General features: G+C 42.6%; 15 protein-coding genes and 2 tRNA genes. 15 read left to right on the top strand and 2 right to left on the bottom strand.

All coding sequences use genetic code 11. The features are described from left to right. Window positions 1–60 precede the first annotated feature (60 nt). The 3 genes from ACN0T8_RS11125 to ACN0T8_RS11135 all read left to right on the top strand — a co-directional run bounded on the left by ACN0T8_RS11125 (window position 61) and on the right by ACN0T8_RS11135 (window position 1,545). Window positions 61–135 (top strand) — tRNA-Gln (locus ACN0T8_RS11125). Window positions 136–256: 121 nt separating this feature from the next. After that, a tRNA-Leu gene (locus ACN0T8_RS11130) sits at window positions 257–341 on the top strand. 166 nt (window positions 342–507) lie between these two features. Further along, window positions 508–1,545: a lactonase family protein gene (locus ACN0T8_RS11135; protein ID WP_417880700.1), complete on the top strand. Its 1,038-nt coding sequence runs from the start codon at window positions 508–510 to the stop codon at window positions 1,543–1,545. A gap of 88 nt (window positions 1,546–1,633) precedes the next feature. Here the strand turns inward: ACN0T8_RS11135 and ACN0T8_RS11140 are convergent, their stop codons facing one another. Then, the gene (locus ACN0T8_RS11140) at window positions 1,634–2,815 is read right to left on the bottom strand and encodes a 2-octaprenyl-3-methyl-6-methoxy-1,4-benzoquinol hydroxylase (RefSeq protein ID WP_417880701.1); all 1,182 of its coding nucleotides are present in this window, start codon (window positions 2,813–2,815) and stop codon (window positions 1,634–1,636) included. Between the two features lie 302 nt (window positions 2,816–3,117). Between ACN0T8_RS11140 and miaB the strand changes: the two genes are divergently transcribed. The 5 genes from miaB to lnt all read left to right on the top strand — a co-directional run bounded on the left by miaB (window position 3,118) and on the right by lnt (window position 8,875). Further along, window positions 3,118–4,542, top strand: coding sequence for a tRNA (N6-isopentenyl adenosine(37)-C2)-methylthiotransferase MiaB (gene miaB, locus ACN0T8_RS11145; protein WP_417880702.1), 1,425 nt, complete (start codon window positions 3,118–3,120; stop codon window positions 4,540–4,542). Between the two features lie 86 nt (window positions 4,543–4,628). After that, the gene (locus ACN0T8_RS11150) at window positions 4,629–5,747 is read left to right on the top strand and encodes a PhoH family protein (protein ID WP_417880703.1); all 1,119 of its coding nucleotides are present in this window, start codon (window positions 4,629–4,631) and stop codon (window positions 5,745–5,747) included. An 8-nt stretch (window positions 5,748–5,755) separates the two neighbouring features. Continuing rightward, window positions 5,756–6,220 (top strand): rRNA maturation RNase YbeY, encoded by a 465-nt coding sequence (gene ybeY, locus ACN0T8_RS11155; RefSeq protein WP_417880704.1) that lies wholly within the window; start codon window positions 5,756–5,758, stop codon window positions 6,218–6,220. A 208-nt stretch (window positions 6,221–6,428) separates the two neighbouring features. Next, window positions 6,429–7,334, top strand: a complete 906-nt coding sequence (corC, locus tag ACN0T8_RS11160; RefSeq protein WP_417880705.1) for a CNNM family magnesium/cobalt transport protein CorC — start codon at window positions 6,429–6,431, stop codon at window positions 7,332–7,334. A 20-nt stretch (window positions 7,335–7,354) separates the two neighbouring features. Further along, window positions 7,355–8,875, top strand: coding sequence for an apolipoprotein N-acyltransferase (gene lnt, locus ACN0T8_RS11165; protein ID WP_417880706.1), 1,521 nt, complete (start codon window positions 7,355–7,357; stop codon window positions 8,873–8,875). 106 nt (window positions 8,876–8,981) lie between these two features. Here the strand turns inward: lnt and ACN0T8_RS11170 are convergent, their stop codons facing one another. Further along, window positions 8,982–9,464: a zinc ribbon-containing protein gene (locus ACN0T8_RS11170; protein WP_417880707.1), complete on the bottom strand. Its 483-nt coding sequence runs from the start codon at window positions 9,462–9,464 to the stop codon at window positions 8,982–8,984. A 139-nt stretch (window positions 9,465–9,603) separates the two neighbouring features. Between ACN0T8_RS11170 and leuS the strand changes: the two genes are divergently transcribed. From leuS to rodA, 7 genes are all read left to right on the top strand, one after another. Continuing rightward, window positions 9,604–12,198, top strand: coding sequence for a leucine--tRNA ligase (gene leuS, locus ACN0T8_RS11175; RefSeq protein WP_417880708.1), 2,595 nt, complete (start codon window positions 9,604–9,606; stop codon window positions 12,196–12,198). Window positions 12,199–12,376: 178 nt separating this feature from the next. Next, window positions 12,377–13,078 carry an LPS assembly lipoprotein LptE gene (lptE, locus tag ACN0T8_RS11180; protein ID WP_417880709.1) on the top strand — a complete coding sequence of 234 codons (702 nt, stop codon included), beginning with the start codon at window positions 12,377–12,379 and terminating at the stop codon, window positions 13,076–13,078. A 5-nt stretch (window positions 13,079–13,083) separates the two neighbouring features. Further along, complete coding sequence (holA, locus tag ACN0T8_RS11185; RefSeq protein WP_417880710.1) at window positions 13,084–14,121, top strand: DNA polymerase III subunit delta; 1,038 nt, start codon at window positions 13,084–13,086, stop codon at window positions 14,119–14,121. Window positions 14,122–14,226: 105 nt separating this feature from the next. Beyond that, window positions 14,227–14,544: a ribosome silencing factor gene (gene rsfS, locus ACN0T8_RS11190; RefSeq protein WP_417880711.1), complete on the top strand. Its 318-nt coding sequence runs from the start codon at window positions 14,227–14,229 to the stop codon at window positions 14,542–14,544. A 28-nt stretch (window positions 14,545–14,572) separates the two neighbouring features. Continuing rightward, complete coding sequence (gene rlmH, locus ACN0T8_RS11195) at window positions 14,573–15,043, top strand: 23S rRNA (pseudouridine(1915)-N(3))-methyltransferase RlmH (RefSeq protein ID WP_417880712.1); 471 nt, start codon at window positions 14,573–14,575, stop codon at window positions 15,041–15,043. Window positions 15,044–15,049: 6 nt separating this feature from the next. Further along, window positions 15,050–16,957, top strand: a complete 1,908-nt coding sequence (gene mrdA, locus ACN0T8_RS11200; RefSeq protein WP_417880713.1) for a penicillin-binding protein 2 — start codon at window positions 15,050–15,052, stop codon at window positions 16,955–16,957. Window position 16,958: 1 nt separating this feature from the next. Beyond that, the gene (gene rodA / locus ACN0T8_RS11205; protein WP_417880714.1) at window positions 16,959–18,083 is read left to right on the top strand and encodes a rod shape-determining protein RodA; all 1,125 of its coding nucleotides are present in this window, start codon (window positions 16,959–16,961) and stop codon (window positions 18,081–18,083) included. Window positions 18,084–18,086: the final 3 nt, after the last annotated feature.

Raw genomic sequence — 18,086 nt, forward strand, 5'->3', positions numbered from 1 at the left:
TTCAAGTCTCTCCGACCGCACCATAATTAAAACGTTTCTCGAGTATCGAGTTCCGTCAACTGGGCTATCGCCAAGCGGTAAGGCACCGGCTTTTGATGCCGGCATTCCCTGGTTCGAATCCAGGTAGCCCAGCCATATTAAAGTTCCTAGTGCCTGGTTTTCTAGTTTCTAGGAAGAGCAAAAGCTCATAAAACGTTATTAAGATTCTCCAATTATCTTTTTAACTATGAATTCTTCTTAATCCATAAGAAGCGCTGCGGACGTGGCGGAATTGGTAGACGCACCAGATTTAGGTTCTGGCGCCGCAAGGTGTGAGAGTTCAAGTCTCTCCGTCCGCACCATTATTTAACAAAGCCCACTTAATTGTGGGCTTTGTTGTTTCTGAAGCTCTTAATTTCTATTTTTTGCCATTCATATCACCCAATCTCTTTGCATATTATTTTTCTTATCGATTAAAACACCGCAAAATGTTATTCAATATTTTCAATAAAAGGTGAAAAGAAAGTAATGACAGATTTATCACTTATCATTGGTGGTTATACCGATAAAAATGAAGCTACCGGGCTTTACTTGGCAAAAATAGATACCAAAACTGGCCATCTATCCCTCAAGCCATCACAGATAACTTTACGTCACCCTTCTTATTTCGATATCCATAATCAAACGCTGACTGTTATTTCAGAAATACTCGAAGCACATAAACCCAGCATTCAGCAGTACTCATTACAGAATCACCAAAACGAGCTAGAAACAAAATTCTCATTATCCGGCAGTGCGCCTTGTTATGTTCAAAATCATATCCAGAATCACCTAGTCACCACGGCTCAATATGGTTCAGGTCATATTGATATTTTTACTACTGATATCAATCACCATATCACTCAACACCTACAAACGATCGATAGTCAATCTTTGTGCTCATCAGAAAATCAAGAATCACACGCTCATCAATCACTGATTCTCAATGATCCAAAAACCTTAGTTACTGTTGATTTGGGTTGTGACTGTATCGGCTTTTTCCCATTTGATGCCACAGAACAAAAATTCTCAATTGAGCAACATTACTTCATCGAACTTCCCGATGAAAGCGGCCCGAGACATATGGTGTTTGATAAACAAGAACGTTTTGGGCTGCTCTTATGCGAGATATCAGAACAGCTCTTCACCCTATTTAAACCACAAGATAAGTGGCAAGTACTTTCCAGCCAACCTGCTTTCCCTAATACTCAAAATGGACAAGCAGCAGGCGCAATAAAATTTTCGCCAGATGAACGCTTTATTTATCTAACAGGGCGAAGACAAAACCTGATCGCATGCTTTGAGTTCAATAAGCAAACCGGGGAAGCGAACTATGTATTTTCGACTGATTGTGGTGGGGACTTTCCTAGGGACTTTGCTATCTCACCTTGTGGGCAGTGGCTCGTTGTTGCCAATCAAAACAGCAATAACTTGGCAACCTACCATAGAGATATTTCAACAGGGAAATTGGAAGATACGGGGTGTAGGCAAAAAATGCCGTCACCGGTTTGTGTGAAGTTCAGCTGAGCCACGAGCCACGAGCCACGAGCCACGAGCCACGAGCCACGAGAATATATTATTTGCAGCTTGAATAGAAACAAGCTGCACGACAACATTATAGACCGAGTGCATACTTGAGTACTTGCTTCTTAACTTCACCAGAATGCTCAGCCGCTTTTAACGCAACGTTCCTAAGGAGTTTTAGTGGTGGGATATCATTACTGAATGTTTTATAGAAAAAATCCATTCCGCTTTGCATCAATAAATTATCTGTACGTCTTTGCTTTTGATAATCCACAAAAGCCTGATCAGAATCGAGGCCCTTATCAGCAATAGTATCCAGCAGAGCTGAGACATCTTTAAAACCTAAGTTAACACCTTGCCCTGCTAATGGATTAATCGTATGAGCCGAATCTCCAACGAGTACACAACGGTTAGCAAAATAGGCTTGAGCATGACGACGAGTAAGGGGGAAAGAGCCTGCTTGCAAAACCGAAACATCACCAAGTTCCTTGGGGAAATGCGTCCGCACTTCTTGGCGTAAAGCTTCCGACGATAAAGATTGCAATTGCTTAATGCGCTTAGGACTGTCATACCAGACCAATGACCCTTGCTGAACACCATCACTCGTTGCAGCTAACGGTAAGAACGAACGAGGGCCTGAAGGAGTAAACCATTGCCATGTTACATCACGTTGAGAGCCATCAGCTAAGTTTGGCAGCGCAACATTAATTAGCATGCAACGTTGGCGATAATCCCACGCGGTGATTCCAATATTTGCCTGTTGACGTACTTTCGAATTGGCACCATCTGCCCCTACTACCCATAAAGCTTCTAAGCATTCACCTGAATCCAAATGAACCTTGGTAGATTCAGCCAGAAACTCGAGTCTATCTAAGTTATTTGGACACATGACCGTTAAATTAGGATAAGCATCAAATTGCTCCCACAAACCTAGCTGTAATAAGCGATTTTCTACCATATAGCCAAGTTTATCGAGATTAATATCATGGGCATGAAAGCGAGTACGGCATTCAGGGTGCTCCCAAGTTTCGAGACCTAAGTATGGCGTAACCCGTTTATCTGCTACTGGTTGCCAAGCATCAAGCTGGGTTAAAAGATCAACCGAGGCTTTTGAAATAGCAGACACTCGTAAATCCATCGGTTGTGACGCTTCAAATGGCAATGGAGATTTGCCTTCAATTAAAGCTACTGTCTTTTTTTGCTTAGCAAGCCCGACTGCAAGCGCCGCCCCGACCATTCCACCACCAATGATCACCACATCAAACTTAGACATACCCAACCTCAATAAAAATTCTCTACACCATTCTACCCCAAACAAACTCTTTTTCAGCCATGCGATTAAAATTCTTCGACTTTCTTCCTGAATAAATCCCTACCCAAATTATGTCTATAATACAAACAAAGGATTGTGCTCTTAAGATCTATACTTCAAGTGCAAAGGGTATAGTCAGGTTGGATTTAAACCAGTACAATACGCGGCTTGCTAGATTGAAGTCTGATTTTAAATGGCTCTCAACTAGCATAACGATGAGCAAAAGCTCAACCCAACACTGATTTAATACGAGCGAATGTGAAATGAGTAAGAAACTGCTAATTAAAACTTGGGGCTGTCAGATGAACGAATACGATTCATCGAAAATGGCCGACCTACTTAATGCCGCAAATGGATATGAACTAACCGAAGATCCAGCGGAAGCAGATGTATTATTACTCAATACATGTTCGATTCGTGAAAAAGCACAAGAGAAAGTTTTCCACCAGCTGGGTCGTTGGAAAACCTTAAAAGACAAAAAAGAAGGTGTGGTTATTGGCGTGGGTGGTTGTGTAGCGACTCAAGAAGGTGACCATATCCGTCAACGTGCGCCATTTGTTGATGTAATCTTTGGTCCACAAACGCTTCACCGTCTACCGGAGATGATCAAACAGTCACAAGCTAACACTGGTCCTGTGATGGATATTTCATTCCCAGAGATCGAAAAATTCGATCGCCTCCCTGAACCTCGTGCTGACGGTGCGACTGCATTCGTGTCTATCATGGAAGGTTGCTCAAAATACTGTACTTACTGCGTGGTCCCTTATACTCGTGGTGAAGAAGTTAGTCGCCCGATGGACGATGTATTATTTGAAATCGCCCAGCTTGCCGAACAAGGCGTGCGAGAAGTTAACCTACTAGGGCAAAATGTCAATGCGTACCGTGGCCCGATGCACGATGGCGATATCTGTACTTTTGCTGAATTGTTACGTTTAGTGGCATCTATTGATGGTATCGACCGTATTCGCTTTACCACAAGCCACCCATTAGAGTTTGGTGATGACATCATTGCGGTATACGAAGATACGCCAGAGCTAGTAAGCTTCTTACACCTACCGGTACAAAGTGGCTCAGATCGCATTCTTACTATGATGAAGCGTCCACATACTGGCCTTGAGTATAAATCGATTATTCGTAAACTGCGTAAAGCTCGTCCTGATATTCAAATCAGCTCTGACTTTATCGTTGGCTTCCCTGGTGAGTCGAAGAAAGACTTTGAAGATACAATGAAGCTTATCAAAGATGTTGATTTTGATATGAGCTTTAGCTTTATTTTCTCTCCTCGCCCAGGTACGCCTGCGGCAGACTACCCATGCGATGTACCTGAATCTGAGAAGAAAGAAAGATTGTATGAGCTTCAACAACAAATCAATGCACAAGCTATGCGATACTCTCGCTTAATGCTGGATACTGAGCAACGCATTCTTGTTGAAGGTCCATCGAAGAGAAACTTGATGGAATTACGTGGCCGTACAGAGAACAACCGAGTCGTTAACTTTGAAGGTTCAGCAGACTTAATTGGTCAATTTGTAGACGTTCATATTACTGAAGTTCACCCTAACTCACTTCGTGGTACTTTAATTCGTACTGAAGCGGAAATGGGCTTACGCTCAGCAGTATCTCCGGCTGAAATGATGAAAAAAACACGGAAAGAAGATGAATTAGGGGTTGTTACTTTCACACCCTAACACCATCTATAATATATACAGATAGTTAAACAAAGCGGTTCGACACGCTGATATTAAAGCACGAACCGCTTTTTGCGAGGGAAACAGTGAGCAATAAAATTGTAACGCTTGAAGTAAACCTAGAACCTTCCGATAACCACAGACTTTCGAGCTTATGTGGACCATTTGATGACAACATCAAACACCTTGAACGCCGATTAGGTGTAGAGATAAACCATCGTAGCAACTTCTTCACGATTACCGGCAAGCCTCATACTACCGCGGCTGCTTTGGATATCATCAAAACTTTATATGTTGATACGGCACCGGTTCGTGGAACGATTCCAGATTTGGAACCAGAACAAATTCACTTAGCGGTAAAAGAGTCTGGTATTCTTGAACAACATCAAGAGCAGCCGATGGAGTACGGCAAAGAAGTCTTCATCAAAACCAAAAAAGGTATCATTAAGCCTCGTACGCCAAATCAAGGTCAATACCTAGTCAATATGGTGACCCATGATATTAGTTTTGGTATTGGGCCTGCCGGTACAGGTAAAACCTACCTTGCGGTTGCCGCTGCGGTTGATGCATTAGAGCGCCAAGAGATACGTCGTATTCTATTAACCCGTCCAGCGGTTGAAGCGGGTGAAAAACTCGGTTTCTTACCGGGTGATTTAAGCCAGAAAGTCGACCCTTATTTACGTCCACTTTATGATGCCTTATTTGAAATGCTGGGCTTTGAGCGCGTTGAAAAACTAATTGAGCGTAACGTCATTGAAGTGGCACCGCTTGCTTATATGCGTGGTCGTACCTTAAATGATGCCTTTATCATTCTTGATGAAAGCCAAAATACCACAGTAGAACAGATGAAAATGTTCTTAACTCGTATCGGCTTTAACTCACGTGCAGTGATCACTGGCGACGTTACCCAAATCGATTTACCTCGTGGTGCTCGTTCAGGCTTGCGTCATGCCATCGAAGTACTGTCAGAGGTAGAAGACATCAGCTTTAATTTCTTCCTAGCCGATGACGTTGTCCGTCACCCAGTGGTTGCTCGTATCGTTAATGCTTACGAGAAATGGGAAGCGCAAGATCAAAAAGAAAAGAAAGCGATAGAAAAGCGTCGCCGAGAAGAAAGAGAACAACGTGAAGCTCAAGCAGCTGCGTTATTTTCGGCTGCTAATCCTCAGCAAGCCAGTCCTCAACAAGAGCAAGATGCGGAATAATACAAACTATGGCTATTGAACTCGATCTTCAAATTGCAGTCGAAGAAACGACAGGGCTTCCTACCGAGGCCCAGTTACAACAATGGTTGGAATCGGCGATTACCTTATTTCAGCCTCAAGCAGAAGTGACTATTCGCATTGTTGAAAACGAAGAAAGCCAACAATTAAATCGTGATTACCGAGGTAAAGATAAGCCAACTAACGTGCTATCATTCCCTTTTGAAGCGCCTCCAGGTATCGAAATCGACTTACTTGGCGATCTGATTATTTGTAAGCAAGTGGTTGAAGCAGAAGCAAAAGAGCAAAGTAAACCGCTGTCTGCGCATTGGGCTCATATGGTTGTACACGGTAGTCTTCATCTGTTAGGTTATGACCATATTGAAGATGAAGAAGCTGAAGAAATGGAAAACATTGAAACCGAAATCATGCAAAAGCTCGGATTTGATGACCCGTACATTTCTGAAAAAGAATAGGTGAACCGTTACTTAATGCGACTGGTATAATTTAATAACTATACCCAAAATAATTGGAGTTGCAGTGAGGCGACAAGTAAATGAGGCCCCATGAGTTTAGCTTGTCTAAATGATGGGGGTGAATCAGCGTTGTCAACAAAGCTGCTACTTCAAGTACGAAGGGTATCGCGAGCTATCCGCTTTTGATAGCGTTAATGAAAGAGTAGACATGAACGACAGTACCTCGCCTTCACATAATGAAGGCAATAATGATAAATCTGAAGGTCCCAGTAGAAAATCCTTCTTCGAACGCCTAGCTCATCTATTTCAAGGTGATCCTAAAGATCGCCAAGAGCTCGTCGAAGTATTTCGTGATTCAGAAGAGAACGATCTGATCGATCCTGACACACGAGATATGCTTGAAGGAGTGATGGAAATATCGGAAATGCGAGTACGTGACATTATGATCCCACGCTCGCAAATGGTCACTATTAGCCGTGACTATGACCTAGATTCTTTAGCGACCTTAATCATTGATGCGACTCACTCTCGCTACCCTGTGATTAATGAAGATAAAGACCATATCGAAGGTATTTTACTTGCCAAGGACTTATTACGTTACTTGGTGTCAGACAGTACTGAATTCATCTTAAATGAAGTAGTACGTCCTGCGGTTGTTGTTCCAGAAAGTAAGCGTGTTGATCGCCTACTAAAAGAATTCCGCGAAGAGCGTTACCACATGGCTATTGTGGTCGATGAGTTTGGTGGGGTTTCTGGCCTTGTCACCATCGAAGATATTCTTGAAGAAATCGTGGGTGAAATCGAAGATGAATTCGATGATGAAGAAGCCGCCGATATTCGCCAACTGAGCAAGCACACCTTCTCAGTTCGTGCATTGACCGATATTGATGATTTCAACGATACCTTTAACACTAATTTTAGTGATGAAGAAGTCGATACTATTGGTGGACTGGTTACTCTAACCTTTGGTCACCTACCAGAGCGTGGTGAAGCGGTTGAACTGGATGGCTACAATTTTAAAGTGACGGCAGCAGACAACCGTAAAGTGATTCAACTACAAGTCACAATTCCAACCAACTCAGAAACCAATATCGAACCTGAAAGTAACAATTAGCAGCGAAGCCTAATTAACTTATGAAAACAATTTGGATTCAGCGCATTGGGCGGCCTTTATTGGCCGCTTTTATTGGCGCGACAACTACCCTTGCGTTTGCGCCATTTTCTTACTGGCCCATTGCGATTTTAAGCCCTTTCATTCTGCTACTACTTCTTGATAAACAATCCATCAAGTTTGGTTTTTGGATTGCTTTTGCTTGGGGCTTAGGCCAATTTGGCACAGGTATAAATTGGGTGCATGTCAGTATCGATACCTTTGGTGGCATGCCTAAGATTGCCAGCGTTACTCTCATGAGTTTGTTAGTGGCTTATTTAGCGCTCTATCCAGCTCTATTTGGCGCCCTGCTCAACCGTTTCTTCCCGAAAACAACGATCCAACGTTTAGTGATTGCTGCCCCGATCATTTGGCTTATCACCGATTGGCTACGTGGTTGGGTAATGACTGGCTTTCCGTGGCTATGGTTAGGGTACAGCCAAATTGATAGCCCACTGAATGCGTATGCACCAGTATCTGGTGTGGAAGCGATTACCCTTATGCTATGGCTTATTGCGGGTAGTTTCGCCTTGATCGCTATGACAAAAAAATGGTCTTACTTAGCAATACCTACTGCTGTTTTCGTGGTTGCTTTTGCTTTAAACCAAGTATCATGGGTAAAACCGGATCCTTCGACCAAAACCTCATTTGCACTTATCCAAGGCAATATCGATCAAAAAATGAAGTGGGTACCGAGTCATCGCTGGCCTACCTTGATGAAATACACCGATATCAGCCGAGACAATTGGGGCACCGATATTATTATTTGGCCTGAAGCGGCAATTCCGGCTTTAGAATCTGATTTGCCAGCATTTCTACATAATTTAGATACTGCTGCAAAAGCTAATAACAGCGCTTTAATTACTGGCATATTATCACAAGATGATATGGGACGTTTTTATAATAACGTTCTAACACTCGGCCAAAATGGCCTAGGTCCATACGATTATGATACGGCTAAACGCTATAGCAAGCACCATTTATTACCTTTTGGTGAATTTGTACCATTTGGTGACTTGTTGCGCCCTATCGCACCTTTCTTTAACTTGCCTATGTCTTCGTTCCAGCGTGGTGATTTCATTCAACCGAACCTCATCGCCGATGGCCGTCACCTAGTCGTCGCTTTATGTTATGAAATCATTTTCAGCGAACAAGTACGCCAAAATGTTACGCCTAATACTGATTTCATATTAACGCTTTCTAATGATGCTTGGTTTGGCCATTCAATTGGTCCATTACAACATATGGAAATTGCTCGTATGCGCGCCTTAGAGCTTGGTAAACCGCTTATCCGTGCCACCAACAACGGCGTAACGGCCGTAACCGATTACAAAGGCCGCATTACTAAACAAGTACCACAGTTCCAGACTGAAGTATTAAAAGCCGAAGTAACATCGACATCAGGCAATACTCCTTATCGAACGTTAGGCTCTTGGTTGTTGTACCTATGGTGTGCCGCGGGATTATTTATGATTTGGTTTCAACAAAGAAAAGCGAATAAATAACCTCTACTCCGAATAACGAAAAAACTTTCTGATTCTAAAAAACTGATTTATGTAAAACAATAAAGCCACGTAAGTCATTCAACTTACGCGGCTTTTGATAGTTCGATTAAGGCTTTAATGGCACGCGAGTAAAGGCACCATTACCACATTGGATACAAGGGATGATTTCACATGGGTGGCTGTATTCTTGTCGATGACCACATTTTTCACACACTAAAGCGCCTAGCCCGATCACATCCCCCACTTCATAAAGCCCCTTATGCTCAATATCTTGAAGTACTTCCATCCACTCAATTTGAGTTTTATCAGTAATATCGAGTAAGCCTTGCCAAATAGATTCTGCAATAACGTCTCTAAATGGGTCATTAGCAATCGCTTCTTTGTCTTTTTCATAATTTTCCGCAAACTCTTTAAGATCCGACTTCACATATCGGCTAATAAGCGCGTACTCATCTTTAGTCATGTCTTTAGTCGCTTGCCACATCTTCTTGGGCGTATCGAGCGCTTTATTTATCTCTTCCGGCGTATGCTTTAAGCTTTCAATAATCTCTTCTAACAGCTTTTTATAGTCCTGGTTACGCTTTGACATATTGCTCTCCTTAACCATCTAGTTAACTACAGGGTCACATTGCCTATTGTTGTGCGCAACCCCTTTAAGGTATTCTATGCTGATCAAGTATTATCGGTTTTAACCGATCTCACAAATCTACGATTACCGGATATCATCGATGCAAGAGCATAAAGTGAAATTATCAGAACATTATAATCCTCAAGACATTGAACCAAAGGTTCAACAATACTGGGATGACAAAAAAATATTTGAAGTAACAGAAGATCCAAGTAAAGAAAAATTCTACTGCTTGTCTATGTTCCCTTACCCAAGTGGCCGCCTGCATATGGGGCACGTTCGTAATTACACTATCGGTGATGTGGTTTCTCGCTACCAGCGTCTGCAAGGCAAAAACGTCATGCAACCTATTGGTTGGGATGCGTTTGGTCTACCCGCTGAAAATGCTGCGGTTAAAAACAAAACTGCGCCAGCGCCTTGGACTTACGAAAACATCGAATACATGAAAAACCAGCTTAAATTATTAGGCTTTGGTTATGACTGGAACCGTGAATTTGCGACTTGTACACCTGAATACTACCGTTGGGAACAAGAGTTCTTCACCAAATTGTATGAAAAAGGCCTAGTCTACAAAAAAACTTCTTCTGTAAACTGGTGTCCGAACGACATGACGGTTCTGGCTAACGAACAAGTAGAAGACGGTTGCTGCTGGCGTTGTGACACGCCAGTTGAGCAAAAAGAAATTCCACAGTGGTTTATTAAAATCACTGAATACGCACAAGAGTTATTAGACGATCTAGATAACCTAGACGGTTGGCCTGAGATGGTTAAAACCATGCAGCGCAACTGGATTGGTCGCTCTGAAGGCGTTGAATTAACCTTTAAAGTAAAAGACCAAGCTGATCTTGAGGTGTATACCACACGTCCTGACACGCTAATGGGTGTGACTTACGTAGGTATCGCTGCTGGTCATCCATTGGCAAACATTGCTGCACAAAATAATCCAGAGCTTGCGGCTTTCTGTGAGGAATGTAAAAACACCAAAGTTGCAGAAGCTGAACTGGCAACGATGGAAAAGAAAGGCATGGATACTGGCCTGACAGCCATTCATCCATTAAACGGCAAAGAAGTACCGGTTTATGTGGCTAACTTTGTGTTAATGGATTACGGCACAGGTGCGGTAATGGCAGTTCCATCTCACGATCAACGTGATTTTGAATTCGCAACCAAATACGGCCTAAACATCGAAGCGGTCATTCTTGATGAAGAAGGCAACCAACCTGACGTTTCTGAAGCCGCTTACACCGAAAAAGGGAAGTTATTTAATTCAGGCGAATTTGACGGTCTTGATTTTAAAGAAGCTTTTGATGCTATCGCTGCGAAATTAGAATCTGAAGGTAAAGGTAAGAAAACCGTTAACTTCCGTCTACGTGACTGGGGCGTATCTCGTCAACGTTACTGGGGTGCGCCAATTCCAATGGTGACCACAGATGACGGTGAAGTGCATCCAGTTCCTGCTGACCAACTTCCGGTTATCCTGCCTGAAGATGTGGTCATGGATGGCGTAACTAGCCCAATTAAAGCAGACAAAGCTTGGGCAGAAACGACTTTTAATGGCGAGCATGCACTACGTGAAACCGATACTTTTGATACCTTTATGGAATCTTCTTGGTACTACGCACGTTACTGTTCTCCACAAGCGGACGATATTCTAGATCCAGAAAAAGCCAACTACTGGCTACCTGTGGATCAATATGTAGGTGGTATTGAACACGCTTGTATGCACCTATTGTACTCACGCTTCTTCCACAAATTATTACGTGACGCAGGTTATGTGACTTCTGATGAGCCGTTCAAGCAACTGCTTTGTCAAGGTATGGTGCTCGCGGATGCTTTCTATCACACCAATGAAAAAGGCACTAAAGAATGGATCGCTCCAACAGATGTCACCGTTGAGCGTGATGGTAAAGGCCGTATTGAAACAGCGATTGATAACCAAGGTCGTAACGTTGAACACTCTGGCATGATCAAAATGTCTAAGTCGAAAAACAACGGTATTGACCCACAAGAAATGGTGGATAAATACGGCGCAGATACTGTTCGTTTATTCATGATGTTTGCTTCTCCGGCTGATATGACGCTGGAATGGCAAGAATCAGGCGTAGAAGGTGCAAACCGTTTCTTACGTCGTGTATGGAAACTAGTGGGTGAGCATACTTCTAAAGGTGATGTTGAAGTTTTAAATATTGCAGCGTTAACCAGCGCTCAAAAGGCGCTACGTCGTGATGTTCATAAAACGATTGCTAAAGTGAGCGATGATATTGGCCGTCGTCAGACCTTCAACACTGCCATCGCCGCTATCATGGAATTAATGAACAAGCTAGGTAAAGCACCACAAGAAAACGAACAAGATCGCGCGATTCTTGATGAAGCACTAAAAGCGGTTGTTCGCATGCTTTACCCTATCACTCCACATATTTGTCATGAATTATGGAACGCTTTAGGTGAATCGGATGTCGATAGCTGTGAGTGGCCAACATTTGATGACAAAGCCTTAGTGGAAGATGAAAAACTGATTATCGTCCAAGTGAATGGTAAGCTTCGAGCGAAACTAACGGTTCCTGCAGATATCAGTAAAGATGATGTTGAAGCGATGGGCTTAAGTGATGAGAATGTGACTAAGTTCACCGATGGTTTGACTGTACGTAAAGTCATTTATGTACCAGGGAAACTATTGAATATCGTTGCTAACTAATCATTAGCACAAATAAAAAATTAAAAGCGTAGGCATCGAAAGGTGCTTACGCTTATCTTATAGGTTTTTAGCAAAAGAATTTATAAGATAAGCACCGTACGTATATACCCAAAGTAATTGAAACTGCAACTTCAAGTACAAAGAGTATTATATTTAAACCGATTAGAGGTACTCATTAGTGGCACATTTGTTTTCTCGTTCTCATGTACGTTTTCTTGCCATTATCGGCCTAGCTATGATGACTAGTGCATGTGGTTTCCACTTCAGAGGCAGTTATCTACTACCCGAAGAAGTTTCAACCATTTCTGTTACCAGTTTTGACTCTTATAGCCAAATCACTCGTGATGTGAAAAACCAGTTACGCCTTAACGGTGTGGATGTTGTTTCTCCAGGTGCTAATATCACCAACTTACACCTAGTCAGTGAAACCGCCAATGATGACAGTGATAATGGTCGAACCTTATCCTTGTACCAAAACTCTCGAGCAGCGGAATATGAATTGTCTTATCGTGTGTCTTACCAAGTGTCGGTTCCGGGTTACGACAAAAAAACCTTTAACGTCAATATTACCCGCAGTTACTTAGATAACCCATTAGCCGCACTGGCAAAATCGGTTGAACGAGATTTGATTGTTGAAGAGATGCGTGAACAAGCTGCTGAACAAATTCTACGTCAGATGGCTCGTTTAAAAGCCCAGCTAGTTGTGACTCCAGCGGAAAGTGATGAACGACAAGATTTCCCAACCAATATTGATGGTACTGAGAATCAACCAGACACCATCACTATTGATGAAGGCGTAGAGCAAACAACTTTTACCAGTGAAGTATCAAGCGATAGTGACGAGTCAGTCACCAGAGATTCTTCAACTGAAGCTCCGTAATCACAATGCGTATATTTGCCGATAAACTCGCTGAAAACCTCGAACGAAAATCCTTCCCTATTTATTTATTAATGGGGAACGAGCCGTTATTGCTGCAAGAAAGTAAAGATCTTTTGTATAAATCGGCCAAAAATAAAGGCTTCTTAGATAAACAGCGATTCACTCTCGACAAGCAAGTTGATTGGAATCAGATATTTGATTGCTGCCAAGCGTTGAGCTTATTTTCTAATCAGCAGATTATTGAGTTAGAGATTCCCGACACTGGTGTCACCGCGGCGATCGCCAAAGAACTGGTTAACTTAGCGGACATGTTAAATCCTGACATTTTATTGATCGTGATTGGCAATAAGCTATCGCGCGCTCAAGAAAATACCAAGTGGTTCAAAGCATTACATAAAAATGGTCTATTAGTTAGCTGTAATAGCCCAGAGCTTCGTCAGTTACCACAATTTGTCCAACAACGTTGTCGTAAATTAAAACTCACCCCCGATGCGGAAGCGGTACAAATGCTAGCGCAATGGCATGAGGGTAACTTACTAGCTCTGGCGCAAAGCTTAGAGAAATTAGCGTTATTGTACCCAGACGGTAATCTGACCCTACCAAGAGTAGAGACATCACTAAGCAGACATAACCACTTTACCCCTTTTCAATGGACCGATGCCCTCCTTGCAGGCCAAACCAAACGAGCTCAGCGAATCTTGCGTCAACTGCAAGCCGAAGGCCAAGAAGCCATTATATTACTGCGTACAATCCAAAAAGAGCTCTTCCTGCTCATCGAAATGAGACAAGCTTTTGATCATGGCGCAGTACTCGGTAAAATATTTGATCAACACCGAATCTGGCAAAACAAACGCCCGCTCTATACATCGGCACTACAACGATTAAACTTAGCGTTTTTGCAAAAACAAGTTCACCTGTTGTGCCAAGTAGAACTGTCGGTCAAAACAACGTTTGATCAAGACCCTTGGCCAAAGCTCAGCCAACTATCCATCGAGCTATGCCAACCGACAGTGGCGCTATCTCGTTTAGAGCAACCTATTTGACCACCCAATAGAATCGACTTTCAATTCGGTGGATTCTTTCCAAACCCGGTATTTCTCCTTACCATTAAGAAGTACCATTAAATACCATATTAAAGAGGCAATACTTTGCAACTGAATGAGTTAAAAGATTTTCTTGCTGATAAAGCAGATGACATGAAAGCGGAAAACATCATCACACTAAATGTTAAAGGTAAATCAAGCGTAACTGATTACATGATCATATGTACTGGTACTTCAAAACGCCACGTTGCTTCCATTGCAGATAATGTTGCGAAAGAAGCGAAAACCGCCGGCATCGAAGCTTTAGGTATTGATGGTGAAGAAGAAGGTGAATGGGTCGTAGTCGATATGGGATCAGTCATGGTTCATATCATGCAAGAAGCGTCTCGTGATTTATACCAATTGGAAAAACTGTGGGGTTAATACTCCACCACTCTATTGGAGCCGGTAAGTGAAAATTCAACTTATTGCAGTCGGAACCAAGATGCCTAAATGGGTCGAAGACGGTTTTTACGAATATCAGCGTCGCTTCCCAAGTGATATGCCATTTGATTTAATCGAAATTCCAGCTGGAAAACGTGGAAAAAATGCCGATATTGCAAGGATTCTGCAAAAAGAAGGCGAAGCGATGCTAGCTGCTGTACCTAAAGGGAATCGCATTATAACATTAGACATTCCAGGCAAACGCTGGGATACCGGTCAATTGGCATCTCAACTCGATGCTTGGAAACTAGATGGTCGTGATGTGTCTATTTTAATTGGTGGGCCTGAAGGGCTTGCACCAGCGTGTAAGGCTGCCGCCGATCAAAGTTGGTCATTGTCACCACTGACTTTGCCGCACCCAATGGTTCGCGTGATTATGGCAGAAAGCCTATACCGAGCTTGGAGCGTCACAGCTAATCATCCGTACCACCGAGAATAATAAAGAATGAGACGTAGACGTAGCCAAATACGTGATTACACTGCTGAAGCTAAATTGTTCGCACGACGCTCAATTGTTGCGTTTATGGGCATTATTGTGTTGGTTGGCATTTTGCTAGCCAACCTTTATTACATCCAAGTCGACCAATATCAAGACTATAAAACTCGTTCAAACGACAACCGAATTAAAATTGTTCCTATCGCGCCCAATCGCGGTCTTATTTATGATCGTAATGGAAAACTACTAGCGTCTAACCGTCCGGTATATAGCCTTGAAATTACACCGGAAAAAGTCCCTGATATCGATAAGACCATCGAAGAACTGCGTAAAATCTTAACGATTACTGATGAGCAAGTTGCTACCTTCCAAAAAGAGCGACTTCACATTAGGCACTACCAGCCTGTTCCTTTGCTAACTCAATTAACGAACGAACAAGTGGCCAAATTTTCTGTCGACCAATACAAATTTCCAGGAGTAGAGATTACTGCCGCATTGAAACGTTACTACCCATACGGCTCGGTACTAACGCATGTTTTAGGTTATGTGTCTCGCATCAATGACCGCGATATTTTACGCCTAACCGAAGAAGATAAAATTTCTAATTATCAAGCCACTCGTAATATTGGTAAGTTAGGCATCGAACGTTATTACGAAGATGTTTTACACGGTACATCTGGCTATCAGGAAGTGGAAGTTAATAGTCGAGGTCGCATCATTCGTACCTTAAAATACGTGCCACCTATCCCAGGTAAAGATATCGTTCTCAACTTAGATATTAACCTACAGCAATACGCTTATAAGTTAATGGATCAGCGCCGTGGCTCGATCATTATTCTCGATCCTGCTGATAATGGTGTTCTCGCGATGGTATCTAGCCCAAGTTATGATCCCAATGCCTTTGTTCATGGTATCAGTGGCAAAGCCTATAATAAATTATTAAATGATCCAAACCGCCCATTGGTAAACCGAGCAACCTTAGGTATCTACCCACCTGCTTCGACAGTAAAACCGTTTATTGCAGTATCGGCATTAACCGAAGGCGTGATCACCACTAAAACCACTCGTAATGATCCAGGAATTTGGTACATACCGAATGCACGAAGTCATAAAGGTTATCGTGACTGGAGTCGTTGGGGACACGGTGTGGTTGATGTCAAAAAGTCCATTGAAGAATCAGTGGATACCTTCTATTACCAAATAGCATTTGATCTTGGTATCGATCGCTTATCTAAATGGATGAATAAATTTGGTTTTGGTGAATATACCGGTATTGATTTGCACGAAGAAAGCAGAGCAAATATGCCTACTCGTGACTGGAAAATGGCTCGCCACCGCACCCCTTGGTATCAAGGTGACACCATACCTGTCGGAATTGGACAAGGTTATTGGACTGCAACACCGATGCAAATTGCTAAAGCATTATCGGTATTGGTTTCACACGGTAAAGTTCGAGCACCTCACCTTCTTCGTGCCACTATCGACAAAACCAAACCCGATCAAAAACCAGTATTGAGCCCAATAAAAACATTCCCGACCATTACCGGAGTTAAAGATTCTGATTGGGAAATCGCCAAAGAAGGCATGCACTTAGTCGCAACAGGTTCTCGAGGTACTGCTCGCCGCTCTTTCTATGGTGCAAAATATGAAGCTGCCGTTAAATCTGGTACTGCACAGGTCTATGGATTAAAAGAAGGTGAGAAGTATAATGCTGATGAAGTCGCCGAACACTTACGTGATCACGCATTATTAATGGGTTTCGCACCGTTAAAAAATCCTAAACTTATCCTCGCTATGGTGCTTGAAAATGCTGGTGGCGGTTCTGGCGTCGGCGGCCCAATCGCCCGTGAAATATTTGATCATGTACTCGTTGAATCACCTGATGACGCGGGTGCAGATAAAAAGGATAAAAAGTAGTATGAACATGGACCCTGCCACTGGGCAAAACCGTTCATTTTTCGAACGACTGCATATCGACCTACCTCTATTACTTGGTATCTTATTATTGATGGGAATTGGCTTAGTTATCATGTACAGCGCCAGTGGACAAAGCTATGAGATGATGGACAAACAAGCCATGAGAATGTTGCTATCTCTAACCGTCATGCTTGCTGTTGCCCAAGTAAAACCAAGAACAATAGAATCCTTAGCGCCAACCTTATACTTAATCGGGATTATTTTATTGCTCGGTGTATTATTCTTTGGCGAGACCTCAAAAGGTGCTCAACGTTGGTTAAGTCTAGGCTTTGGCCCTCGCTTTCAGCCATCTGAAGTTTTGAAATTAGTTGTGCCTTTAATGATTGCAAGGTATATCGGAAAACAACCTCTACCACCGACATTCCGCACTTTGGCAGTATCATTAATTTTGGTCTGCTTACCGACTATTTTAATCGCTAAACAGCCGGACTTAGGAACATCAATATTGATTGCGGCTTCCGGTCTTTTCGTTATTTTCCTCGCGGGTATCCGTTGGAGAATTATCATTACTGCAGCAGCGGCGGTTGGTGGGTTCATTCCAATCCTCTGGTTCTTTTTAATGCACGAATACCAGAAAACTCGGGTTAGAACATTATTTGATCCAGAGTCCGATCCTCTAGGGGCTGGCTATCATATAATTCAAAGTAAAATCGCCATTGGCTCTGGCGGCTTGACTGGCAAAGGTTGGTTGCATGGAACTCAATCTCAACTTGAATTTGTTCCAGAGCGACATACTGACTTTATCTTTGCAGTTATTGCGGAAGAATGGGGTATTATCGGCGTAATATTTTTACTCTCAGTATACTTATTCATTATCGCTCGTGGCTTATATTTAGCGACACAAGCGCAAACCGCTTTCGGGCGAATGATGGCTGGCAGTGTTGTACTTAGCTTCTTTGTTTATGTTTTTGTCAATATTGGCATGGTAAGCGGCATTTTACCTGTAGTTGGTGTACCTTTACCGCTAATCAGCTATGGCGGCACCTCGATGATCACTCTATTGGTTGGTTTTGGTATTTTAATGTCAATTCACACTCATAGAAAAATGCTTTCAAAGGCGAATTAAATT

This window comes from Vibrio sp. (genome assembly GCF_048266485.1).
Classification (GTDB): Bacteria; Pseudomonadota; Gammaproteobacteria; order Enterobacterales; family Vibrionaceae; genus Vibrio.

Coding starts and splice junctions, on each gene's coding strand:
- ACN0T8_RS11135 (WP_417880700.1), top strand. CDS start 508: ATGACAGATTTATCACTTATCATTGGTGGTTATACCGATAAAAATGAA.
- ACN0T8_RS11140 (WP_417880701.1), bottom strand. CDS start 2,815: ATGTCTAAGTTTGATGTGGTGATCATTGGTGGTGGAATGGTCGGGGCG.
- miaB (WP_417880702.1), top strand. CDS start 3,118: ATGAGTAAGAAACTGCTAATTAAAACTTGGGGCTGTCAGATGAACGAA.
- ybeY (WP_417880704.1), top strand. CDS start 5,756: ATGGCTATTGAACTCGATCTTCAAATTGCAGTCGAAGAAACGACAGGG.
- corC (WP_417880705.1), top strand. CDS start 6,429: ATGAACGACAGTACCTCGCCTTCACATAATGAAGGCAATAATGATAAA.
- lnt (WP_417880706.1), top strand. CDS start 7,355: ATGAAAACAATTTGGATTCAGCGCATTGGGCGGCCTTTATTGGCCGCT.
- ACN0T8_RS11170 (WP_417880707.1), bottom strand. CDS start 9,464: ATGTCAAAGCGTAACCAGGACTATAAAAAGCTGTTAGAAGAGATTATT.
- leuS (WP_417880708.1), top strand. CDS start 9,604: ATGCAAGAGCATAAAGTGAAATTATCAGAACATTATAATCCTCAAGAC.
- holA (WP_417880710.1), top strand. CDS start 13,084: ATGCGTATATTTGCCGATAAACTCGCTGAAAACCTCGAACGAAAATCC.
- mrdA (WP_417880713.1), top strand. CDS start 15,050: ATGAGACGTAGACGTAGCCAAATACGTGATTACACTGCTGAAGCTAAA.
- rodA (WP_417880714.1), top strand. CDS start 16,959: ATGAACATGGACCCTGCCACTGGGCAAAACCGTTCATTTTTCGAACGA.